Raw genomic sequence first — 6896 nt, 5'->3', positions numbered from 1 at the left:
GTGCTGGGCGCCGACAGCGAGGAGAGCACCGGCCGCGTTCTCACCGGGCGCGACGCCGCGATGGACCAGGCGCTCGCCGCGCTCTACGGGAGCGGGGGGCGGCCCGGCGGCCGGAGCGGCGGCGGGCGCTCGGCCGGGCTCGGCGCCTCCGCGCCCTCGGTGGCCCGCTGGCTCGGTGACATCCGGACGTACTTCCCGAGCTCCGTCGTCCAGGTCATGCAGCGCGACGCGATCGACCGCCTCGGCCTCTCCGCGCTCCTGCTCGAACCGGAGATGCTGGAGGCCGTCGAGGCCGACGTGCACCTCGTCGGCACCCTGCTCTCGCTCAACAAGGCCATGCCCGAGACGACGAAGGAGACCGCCCGGGCCGTGGTCCGCAAGGTGGTCGAGCAGCTGGAGAAGCGGCTCACCACCCGCACCCGGGCCACGCTCACCGGCGCGCTCGACCGGTCGGCGAAGATCACCCGCCCCCGCCACCACGACATCGACTGGGACCGGACCATCCGGGCCAACCTCAAGAACTACCTGGAGCTGCCCGGCCGGGACGGCGCGGGCACGGTCGTCCCCGAGCGGCTCATCGGTTACGGGCGGGCCGCCCAGTCCGTGAAGAAGGACGTCATCCTCTGCATCGACCAGTCGGGCTCGATGGCCGCCTCCGTGGTCTACGCGTCGGTGTTCGGCGCGGTGCTCGCCTCGATGCGCGCCCTGCGCACCCGGCTCGTCGTCTTCGACACGGCGGTGGTCGACCTCACCGACCAGCTGGACGACCCCGTCGACGTCCTGTTCGGCACCCAGCTCGGCGGCGGCACCGACATCAACCGCGCGCTGGCCTACTGCCAGTCCCGGATCACCCGGCCGGCCGACACCGTCGTCGTGCTCATCAGCGACCTGTACGAGGGCGGCATCCGCAACGAGATGCTGAAGCGGGTGGCCGCGATGAAGGCGTCGGGGGTCCAGTTCGTGACGTTGCTCGCACTCTCCGACGAGGGCGCCCCCGCCTACGACCGCGACCACGCGGCGGCCCTGTCCGCCCTCGGCGCCCCCGCCTTCGCCTGCACGCCGGACCTCTTCCCGGACGTCATGGCCGCCGCGATCGAGAAGCGCCCGCTGCCGATACCGGACCCGGAGAACGCCTCCACCAGTGGGAATCTGTGACCGTAATCACCGCTCGGGTGTGATCTGCGATTTAGGGTCACACCGGCCTCGGGGATAACCTGCGAGATGGACATGCCGCGTATCCGGTCACCGTGTGCGCCTTCCTAGTGACACCGCAGTCACGTTGCCCCTCGCGGCACGCCCACGCAGAAAACCAACCGCGAGACCATTGATAAGGGACGGACGCGCGTGGACCTGTTCGAGTACCAGGCGAGGGACCTCTTCGCCAAGCACGGTGTACCGGTGCTGGCCGGTGAAGTCATCGACACGCCTGAGGCAGCCCGCGAGGCGACCGAGCGGCTGGGCGGCAAGTCGGTCGTCAAGGCGCAGGTGAAGGTCGGCGGCCGCGGCAAGGCCGGCGGCGTCAAGCTGGCGGCGAACGCCGACGAGGCGGTCGCCCGCGCGACCGACATCCTCGGCATGGACATCAAGGGCCACACGGTCCACAAGGTGATGATCGCCGAGCTGTCGCCGGAGATCGAGGCGGAGTACTACGTCTCGTACCTGCTCGACCGCACCAACCGCACCTTCCTGGCCATGGCCTCGGTGCAGGGTGGCATGGACATCGAGGAGGTCGCGGAGAAGACCCCCGAGGCCCTCGCGAAGGTCCCGGTCAACGCCGTCGACGGCGTCGACATCGCCAAGGCCCGCGAGATCGTGGCGCAGGCGAAGTTCCCGGCCGACGTGGCCGAGGGTGTCGCCGAGGCCCTGGTCACCCTGTGGGAGACCTTCGTCGCCGAGGACGCGCTCCTCGTCGAGGTCAACCCGCTGGTGAAGACCAAGGACGGCCGCATCCTGGCCCTGGACGGCAAGGTCTCGCTCGACGAGAACGCCGACTTCCGCCAGCCGGAGCACGAGGCCCTCGAGGACAAGGCCGCGGCCAACCCGCTCGAGGCCGCCGCCAAGGCCAAGAACCTCAACTACGTCAAGCTCGACGGCGAGGTCGGCATCATCGGCAACGGCGCCGGTCTGGTCATGTCGACCCTGGACGTCGTCGCGTACGCCGGTGAGAAGCACGGCAACGTGAAGCCCGCCAACTTCCTCGACATCGGTGGCGGCGCGTCCGCCGAGGTCATGGCGAACGGCCTGGAGATCATCCTCGGCGACCCGGACGTCAAGTCCGTCTTCGTCAACGTCTTCGGTGGCATCACCGCCTGCGACGAGGTCGCCAACGGCATCGTCCAGGCGCTGGAGCTGCTGAAGTCGAAGGGCGAGGACGTCACCAAGCCCCTCGTCGTGCGTCTCGACGGCAACAACGCGGAGCTGGGTCGCAAGATCCTCTCCGACGCCAACCACCCGCTGGTCCAGCGCGTGGACACCATGGACGGCGCGGCCGACAAGGCCGCCGAGCTCGCCGCGGCTGCGAAGTAAGGAAGAGGGACTCAGACCACCATGGCTATCTTCCTCACCAAGGACAGCAAGGTCATCGTCCAGGGGATGACCGGCGCCACGGGCATGAAGCACACCAAGCTCATGCTGGGCGACGGCACCAACATCGTCGGCGGCGTCAACCCGCGCAAGGCCGGCACGACCGTCGACTTCGACGGCACCGAGGTGCCCGTGTTCGGCTCCGTCGCCGAGGCGATGGAGAAGACCGGCGCCGACGTGTCCGTCCTCTTCGTGCCGCCGGCCTTCGCGAAGGCCGCCGTCATCGAGGCGATCGACGCCGAGATCCCGCTCGCCGTCGTGATCACCGAGGGCATCGCCGTCCACGACTCGGCCGCCTTCTGGGCGTACGCCGGCTCGAAGGGCAACAAGACCCGGATCATCGGCCCGAACTGCCCCGGCCTGATCACCCCCGGCCAGTCCAACGCCGGCATCATCCCGGGCGACATCACCAAGCCCGGCCGCATCGGTCTCGTGTCCAAGTCCGGCACGCTGACCTACCAGATGATGTACGAGCTCCGCGACATCGGCTTCTCGTCCGCCGTCGGCATCGGTGGCGACCCGGTCATCGGTACGACGCACATCGACGCCCTCGCGGCGTTCGAGGCGGACCCCGAGACCGACCTGATCGTCATGATCGGCGAGATCGGCGGCGACGCCGAGGAGCGTGCGGCCGACTTCATCAAGGCCAACGTGACCAAGCCGGTCGTCGGTTACGTCGCGGGCTTCACCGCCCCCGAGGGCAAGACCATGGGCCACGCCGGCGCCATCGTCTCCGGCTCCTCCGGCACCGCGCAGGCCAAGAAGGAGGCCCTTGAGGCCGCCGGCGTGAAGGTCGGCAAGACGCCGACCGAGACCGCCAAGCTGGCGCGCGAGATCCTCGGCGCCTGACGCCGCCGCCGCGCTCGCGCGGCAGGGTGTCACCGTACGTACGACGCGGGCCCGTCCCCCTCACCGGGGGACGGGCCCGCGTCGTCGTGTGCGCCGGACCGTTCAGCCGGCCTCGGGCACCAGCCGGGCCGGGCCGTGGAACAGCTCGTCGCCGAGCTTCTTCCGCAGCTTGACGTCCTGCGGCGTCAGCTTCTGCGGGCCCCCGACCGGCGGCACCCCGCCGACCTTCTGGGCGGGCGCCGGCGGCGTCTCGTACTTCCGGGGTGCCGTCGCCAGGGTGATCAGCGTGAGCCCGACGATCAGCACGGTGAACGCGACGGCCGTCCGGGCCCACAGCTGGGCCTTGCGTTCGCTGCCGGTACGGATCAGCTCCGGCACCGGCAGCGAGGAGGCGGAGCGGCTGCGGGCGAGCGTGCCCAGCCGCTCGTGGATCAGCGCGGACTGCCCGTCCGGCGAGTCCTGCTCCGCGATCTCGGGCAGCCGCTCGGCGACGGCCGCCCGCGCGGTCACCAGCCGTCCGGCCGCCGCCCGGGTGCTCGCCTCGGTCTCCGCCGCGGTCTCCGGCAGCCCGAGACCCACCCCGTCGTGCAGCACCAGCGTGCGGCGGTACGAGGGGGGCAGAGCCAGCAGCGCGTCGAGCAGCGCCCGCGAGCCCGGCGCCTCGGGCGGTGGGTCGGGGCGGCGGTGCTCCCGGTTCAGCCGGCGCCAGGGGGACATCGCGTACTCGTACGCGGCGGCCCGCACCCAGCCGACCGGGTCCCGGTCCACCGCGACCTCCGGCCACCGCTCCCAGGCCAGCTCGAACGCCTTGGTCACGGCCGCGCGGGACAGGGCGCGCTGCCCGGTCAGCAGATAGGTCTGCTGGAAGAGGGCCGAGGCGGCGTACCGGTACAACGCGTCGAACGCGGCAGCGGGCGCGCCTTCCGCCTGACCGCCGTCCGGCCCGCCCGGAGGCGCCTCGGGCACGTCCGGCACGTCGGGCACCTGGAGTGCGTCCTCGGGCACCCCGGGCACCACCTCGGGCACCCCGGGCACCACCTCGGGCACCCCGGGCACCACCTCGGGCACCCCGGGCACCTCCTCGGGCACCGGGGGCGCTGCCTCGGGTGCCTCGGGTTCCTGGGGCGCCTCGCGCACCTCGGGCGCGACGGTCTCGGCCACCTCGGCTACGGCCCGGTCCGGAACGGCGGCATCCACGGCGACGTTCCCGGGGGCCTCGGCGGGAACCGGCGGTGGGAGCGGCGGGGGCGGCGGGGCAGCCGCATCCGCGGTGCCCGTCCCGAGCAGCCGGGCGTACGCCTCCCGCTTGCGGCCGCGCGGGGTGCCGCGGCCCGTCTCCCAGGCCCGCACCGTCGCCCGTGTCACGCCGACGGCCGACGCGACCTGCTCCTCCGTCAGCGCCAGGGCCTCCCGCAGCCTGCGCCGCTCCTTCGGCGAGGGCAGCGGAGGGGCGGCGGCGGTCTCGGACGTGCTCTGCGTCATGAGGGCCGCCCATACGGCCTGCACCGGGTGAAAAAGTACATAAACGTATATTGATCGACACCCCGGCTGTTCGCCCGTTACACGAAATAAGCGCGTGTCGTTGGCAGCATGACCGCGTGACCCAAGTGACCGAACGCAGCCCCTTGTTGTCGCGGGACGAGCGGGGGCGGCCCGCCGTGCTGGTCTCCGCGGTGCTGCGCGGGGCGATCGCGGCCGTGCTCGGCCTGGGATGCGTCGCCGTCCTCGTCGCCGCGCTCTGGATCAGCTCACCGGCTCCGGACAGCGGTCCGGGCGAGGCGTTCCACGCGGCGGCCGGCCTCTGGCTCCTCGCGCACGGCGCCGAACTGGTCAGGACCGAGACGCTGACCGGGGCCCCGGCACCGATGGGCGTCGTCCCGCTGCTGCTCTCCGTGCTGCCCGTCTGCCTGGTGCACCGGGCGGCCAGGGATGTGCTGGAGCCCGAGGAGGGGGACCAGTCACCGTCACCCGGCGGCGCGTTCGCCCTGGTGACGGGCGGATATCTGCTGGTCGTCGGGGCGGTCGCCCTTTATGCGCGCGGCGCGTCGCTGTCCGTGAGCCCGCTCTCCCTGCTCGTTCCCGGCGCCGTCGTCGTGGCGGGCGCGGCGGCGGCCGGGGTGTGGACGGCCTGCGGGTGTCCGCTCGGTCCGCCGCCCTCCTGGGCGCCGGTACGGCTGCACGAGGCGATGGCGCGCACCCGGTTCCTGCGGCGGGCCGACGCGGTGGGCCGGTCGGCGCTGGCGGGGACGGCGGCGCTCCTGGGCGGCGGTGCGCTGGTCGTCGCGTCGGCCCTGCTGTGGCACGGCGCACCGGTCCAGGAATCGTTCCTCCGGCTCTCCACCGACTGGGGCGGCCGCATCGCCGTGCTGCTGCTGGCTCTGGGACTCGTGCCGAACGCGGCGGTGTGGGGCGCGGCGTACGGGCTGGGTCCCGGGTTCGCCCTCGGCACGGCGTCCACGGTCACCCCGCTGGCCTTCACCGGGCCCCCGGCCGTCCCCGACTTCCCGCTGCTGGCCGCGATGCCCGCCCACGGTCCGGGCGGGCCGTGGAACTGGGCGGCCGGCGCGGTCCCGGTGGCGGCGGCGCTGACGGTGGCCTGGTTCACCGTACGGAGGGCGGTGCCCGACCACGGCGAACCGGAGGAGGCGTGGAGCCTCGGGGAGACCGCGCTCACCACCGCACTCGGGGCGGCGGGCTGCGGGCTCGGCGCGGCGCTGCTGGCGGCCGCCGCCGGGGGACCGCTGGGCACCCACGCCCTGGCGGCCTTCGGTCCGGTGTGGTGGCTCACCGGGGCGGCGGCGTTGGCGTGGACCACGGTCGTCGGTGTCCCCGCGGCCCTGCTGCTACGGGCCTGGCGGCTGCGCGAGCCCAAGAAGCGGGACGCCGGACCGGCGGAGCCGGAACCCACGGCGCACCCGGTGAACATGGCCAAGGCCCCCAAGGCCCCCAAGGCTCCCGAGCCCCCCGCACCCGTCGTCCCCGCGCCGCTCGGACCCGGGAAGGGCGAGGACGAAGGCGAAGGCGGGGGCCGGGACGAAGGGGACGAGGACCTCGACGCGTACGACTTCCTGCCCACCGACCCCTGGCACGCCCGGGAGGCCGAGCGGGAGACCGTGCAGGACAGCGAGCGGGAGACCGTGCAGGACAGCGAGCGGCACACCGAGCGGGAGACCGACGCGCCCCCCGGCCCGCCGGCCGCTAGCGCTTGACGCCGAAGAAGGGCTCCAACGGCTTCGGGAGCAGATCGTTGCAGGCCAGCTGGCCCGACTTGGTCAGGGCGTCGTTCACACAGGTGTAGTAGTCGCGGTAGACCATCTGCACCGTGAACGTCGTCGCGACGATCGCCAGCGCGACCACGCCCGTCACCAGACCGCTCACCGCGGCCGTGGTCTGCTGCCGGCCCCCGCGCTGCGCGGCGAGCGTGTCCGGCGCGGGCCCCGCCCCGTCCGCCGCCCCCGGCGTCC

5 protein-coding genes and 1 pseudogene are annotated in these 6896 nt (G+C 73.1%); 4 read left to right on the top strand and 2 right to left on the bottom strand.

Annotated features, from left to right (window positions below; translation table 11 throughout):
* The 3 genes from G3I41_RS33715 to sucD form a co-directional block, all read left to right on the top strand.
* On the top strand, positions 1-1155 hold a 1155-nt coding region (locus G3I41_RS33715), incomplete at its 5' end, for a VWA domain-containing protein (protein WP_164404330.1).
* Between the two features lie 189 nt (positions 1156-1344).
* The gene (sucC, locus tag G3I41_RS33710; RefSeq protein WP_164404329.1) at positions 1345-2526 is read left to right on the top strand and encodes an ADP-forming succinate--CoA ligase subunit beta; all 1182 of its coding nucleotides are present in this window, start codon (positions 1345-1347) and stop codon (positions 2524-2526) included.
* A gap of 21 nt (positions 2527-2547) precedes the next feature.
* A complete protein-coding gene (sucD, locus tag G3I41_RS33705; RefSeq protein ID WP_164404328.1) occupies positions 2548-3432 on the top strand; it encodes a succinate--CoA ligase subunit alpha in 885 nt (294 codons plus the stop codon).
* A gap of 102 nt (positions 3433-3534) precedes the next feature.
* Here sucD and G3I41_RS33700 read toward each other — a convergent pair whose 3' ends face one another.
* A complete protein-coding gene (locus tag G3I41_RS33700; protein ID WP_164404327.1) occupies positions 3535-4914 on the bottom strand; it encodes a helix-turn-helix domain-containing protein in 1380 nt (459 codons plus the stop codon).
* Positions 4915-5039: 125 nt separating this feature from the next.
* On the opposite strand from G3I41_RS33700, the gene G3I41_RS33695 reads away from it, so the two are divergent.
* Positions 5040-6641 (top strand): DUF6350 family protein, encoded by a 1602-nt coding sequence (locus tag G3I41_RS33695; RefSeq protein WP_343242277.1) that lies wholly within the window; start codon positions 5040-5042, stop codon positions 6639-6641.
* Here the strand turns inward: G3I41_RS33695 and G3I41_RS33690 are convergent.
* A pseudogene (locus tag G3I41_RS33690) lies at positions 6631-6896 on the bottom strand (hypothetical protein); the annotation flags it as partial. The gene G3I41_RS33695 and the pseudogene G3I41_RS33690 sit on opposite strands and share 11 nt — an antisense overlap.

It is taken from the genome of Streptomyces sp. SID9727, assembly GCF_010550605.1.
Classification (GTDB): Bacteria; Actinomycetota; Actinomycetes; order Streptomycetales; family Streptomycetaceae; genus Streptomyces.
This window is presented reverse-complemented; position numbering and strand designations above follow the sequence as displayed.